The organism is Mesorhizobium sp. M7A.F.Ca.US.002.01.1.1, from assembly GCF_004022955.1.
In the GTDB taxonomy this organism is placed as follows: Bacteria; Pseudomonadota; Alphaproteobacteria; order Rhizobiales; family Rhizobiaceae; genus Mesorhizobium; species Mesorhizobium ciceri.
On record NZ_RZQE01000610.1, the window covers coordinates 1 to 2,912 of the forward strand.

A 2,912-nucleotide genomic window follows, 5' to 3' on the forward strand; every position below is an offset into this window, starting at 1 on the left:
GTCGATCCGGACACGCCAGTGCCCGAGGTCATCTACGATCTCGGCAAGCTGCCGGAACCAGTGCGGCGCATGCATGATTTGATCGTCGAAGCCTGCAAGGGCGGCGATATCGAAAAGTTGCGGCCGTTGATCGGCACGGGCGACAGCACAACGCAATTGTCCCTAACCGACATTGATGGCGATGCCGTCGCTTTCCTCAAGGGCCTCTCGGGCGACCCGGACGGCCAGGAAATCCTGGCCATCCTGGAGGAGGTGCTTGATGCCGGCTACGTCCACCTCGATGCCGGCACGCCACAAGAGCTCTACGTGTGGCCGTATTTCTTCGCCCTCCCGCTGGACAAGCTGGACGCCAAGCAGCGGGTCGAACTGTTCAAGATCGTCACCGCTGGCGATTTCGACGACATGAAGCAGTTCGGCGCCTATATTTTCTATCGCGTCGGTATCACCCCTAGCGGACAATGGTCATTCTTCGTCGCCGGGGATTGAGAGCGGCTCTTCCCACCCACGGGGGTAGGGAGCCTAGCGGGGCAATGCCTCAGAAAACTCCACCGCCCTACCCTGGCTTGGCGTGGCGATCTCGCCTTCCCACATCACGCGGCGGCCGCGAATGACGGTGCCGACCGGCCAGCCGACCACTTCTCTCCCGTCATAAGGCGTCCAGCCGGCTTTCGAGCCGGCCTGCGCATTGGTGATGGTCTGGCGCCGCTTCATATCGACGATGGTGAAGTCGGCGTCGTAGCCGGCAGCGATGCGGCCCTTTCTCGCCATGCCGAAGATCCGCTGCGGGCCGTGGCTAGACAGGTCGACAAAGCGCTGCAAGGTCAGCCGGCCGGCATTGACGTGGTCGAGCATGATCGGCACCAGCGTCTGCACGCCGGTCATCCCCGACGGTGAGGCCGGATAGGGCTTTGCCTTCTCGGCCAGCGTGTGCGGCGCGTGGTCGGAGCCGAGCACATCGACGATGCCTTGCGCAATGCCATGCCAGACGCCATCGCGATGGCGCGCGGCACGCACCGGCGGGTTCATCTGGATCAGCGTGCCAAGCCTGAGATAGTCGTCGGCGCTCAGCGTCAAATGATGTGGCGTCGCCTCGCAGGTCGCGACATCCTTGTGTTGTTCGAGGAACACAATCTCCTCGGCGGTCGAGATGTGTAGAACATGGATGCGGGCACGGGCGTTTCGCGCAATGCGTACCAGCCGTTCGGTACAGCGCAAGGCGGCGATCTCGTCGCGCCAGACAGGGTGCGATGCCGGGTCGCCTTCGATGCGTTCGCCAAGGCGCTCGCGCAGCCGGAATTCGTCTTCCGAATGAAAGGCGGCGCGCCGGCGCGTGTTTCTCAGGATCGACGCCACGCCCTCGTCATCCTCGACCAGCAGGTCGCCAGTGGACGAGCCCATGAAAACCTTGATCCCGGCCGCACCCGGCAGCCGCTCAAGCTCGCCGACATCCCCGGCATTCTCGCGGGTGCCGCCGACCCAGAAGGCGAAATCGCAATGCATGCGCCCCGTGCCGCGCCGGACCTTGTCGGCAAGCGTTGCCTCGCTGGTGGTCAGCGGATTGGTGTTGGGCATCTCGAACACGGCGGTGACACCGCCAAGCACGGCAGCGCGCGAACCCGTTTCCAAATCTTCCTTGTGCTCCAGTCCCGGCTCGCGAAAATGCACCTGGCTGTCGACGACACCCGGCAGGATATGCAGGCCGCGGCAGTCGATCGTCTCGCCGGCCGAGGCCTGGCGGAGATCGCCGATGGCAGCGATGCGCCCGTCCTTCACGCCGATGTCGCGAGCCCCTTCGCCGTCATGGTTGACCACTGTGCCGCCTGTCAGGATGAGGTCGTAGATCATGGCCATGCTCTCTTGCGGGGGGAGTGCCAGCGGCTTACGTAAAGGCCGACCATTTTGCAAGATCAGGTTGCTTTTCCGCCCATGCCCTGTGCCCAGCTCAAAGACCGCGCCCTCATTTCCGTATCAGGTCCGGATGCCGAGCATTTTTTGCAGAACATCCTGACCACCGATCTCGACATCCTGGCTCCCGGCGAAGCCAAACCCGGTGCGCTGCTGACGCCGCAAGGCAAGATCCTGTTCGATTTCCTGATCTCCCGCACCGGCGAGAATGCATTCCGGCTCGAATGCCGTGCCGACATATCGGACGATTTCGTACGCCGGCTGACGCTCTACAAACTGCGCGCCAAGGTCGAGATTGCCAAATCCGATCAGGCGTTTGTCACCGTCGCGTGGGGACATGAATCAACACCCTCACAATCTGATTCAACGGCGGCCGCCGACACACGCTTTCCGAAGGGTGCCGTCACGCGTTCCTATGGCGAAACGGATGAGCGCGGCGATCTTGCCGCGTGGCAGGCCTTCCGCATTGTCGGCGGCATTGCCGAAAGCGGCAGCGACTACCAACTCGGAGACGCCTTCCCCCACGATGTGCTGCTGGACGAAACCGGCGGCATCGGCTTCAAGAAGGGCTGCTATGTCGGCCAGGAGGTCGTCTCGCGCATGCAGCATCGCGGCACGGCCAGGCGGCGCGTGCTGATTGCATCGGCCGACAGGCCCCTGCCCACGCCCGGCACCGAACTGACCGTCGCAGGCAGGCCGGTTGGCACGCTCGGCTCGACCGTAGACACGACCGGTCTGGCCATTGTGCGCATCGACCGGGTCAAGGCGGCGCTCGATGCCGGCCAGCCGATCATGGCCGGGGACGTTCCGGTAACGCTGGGCATTCCCGGTTGGGCAAAATTCGCCTTCCCGCAGGAAGCCGTCAGCGCGGAGGAGGCCTGATGGCGGCCGACCGCGTCGGCGCGCCGGCACGCGCCTGGCAGCGCATGCTGTCGGGCCGCCGGCTCGATTTGCTCGACCCCTCGCCGCTCGACATCGAGATTTCGGACATTGCGCACGGGCTCGCC

General features: G+C 64.3%; 2 protein-coding genes and 2 pseudogenes. 3 read left to right on the plus strand and 1 reads right to left on the minus strand.

Going from position 1 to position 2,912, the window contains the following annotated elements; all coding sequences use genetic code 11:
- Positions 1-486 (plus strand): annotated as a pseudogene (locus tag EN932_RS32800) (hypothetical protein); the annotation flags it as partial.
- Positions 487-519: 33 nt separating this feature from the next.
- Here EN932_RS32800 and EN932_RS32805 read toward each other — a convergent pair.
- Positions 520-1,851 (minus strand): dihydroorotase, encoded by a 1,332-nt coding sequence (locus EN932_RS32805; RefSeq protein WP_245461020.1) that lies wholly within the window; start codon positions 1,849-1,851, stop codon positions 520-522.
- Positions 1,852-1,926: 75 nt separating this feature from the next.
- Between EN932_RS32805 and EN932_RS32810 the strand changes: the two genes are divergently transcribed.
- The gene (locus EN932_RS32810; RefSeq protein ID WP_127369400.1) at positions 1,927-2,787 is read left to right on the plus strand and encodes a folate-binding protein YgfZ; all 861 of its coding nucleotides are present in this window, start codon (positions 1,927-1,929) and stop codon (positions 2,785-2,787) included.
- Positions 2,787-2,912: pseudogene (locus EN932_RS39250) on the plus strand (hydrolase); the annotation flags it as partial. The gene EN932_RS32810 and the pseudogene EN932_RS39250, both read left to right, overlap by 1 nt.

Excerpts from the sequence above, each read along its gene's own strand:
- EN932_RS32805 (WP_245461020.1), bottom strand. The coding sequence starts at position 1,851 with ATGGCCATGATCTACGACCTCATCCTGACAGGCGGCACAGTGGTCAAC.
- EN932_RS32810 (WP_127369400.1), top strand. The coding sequence starts at position 1,927 with ATGCCCTGTGCCCAGCTCAAAGACCGCGCCCTCATTTCCGTATCAGGT.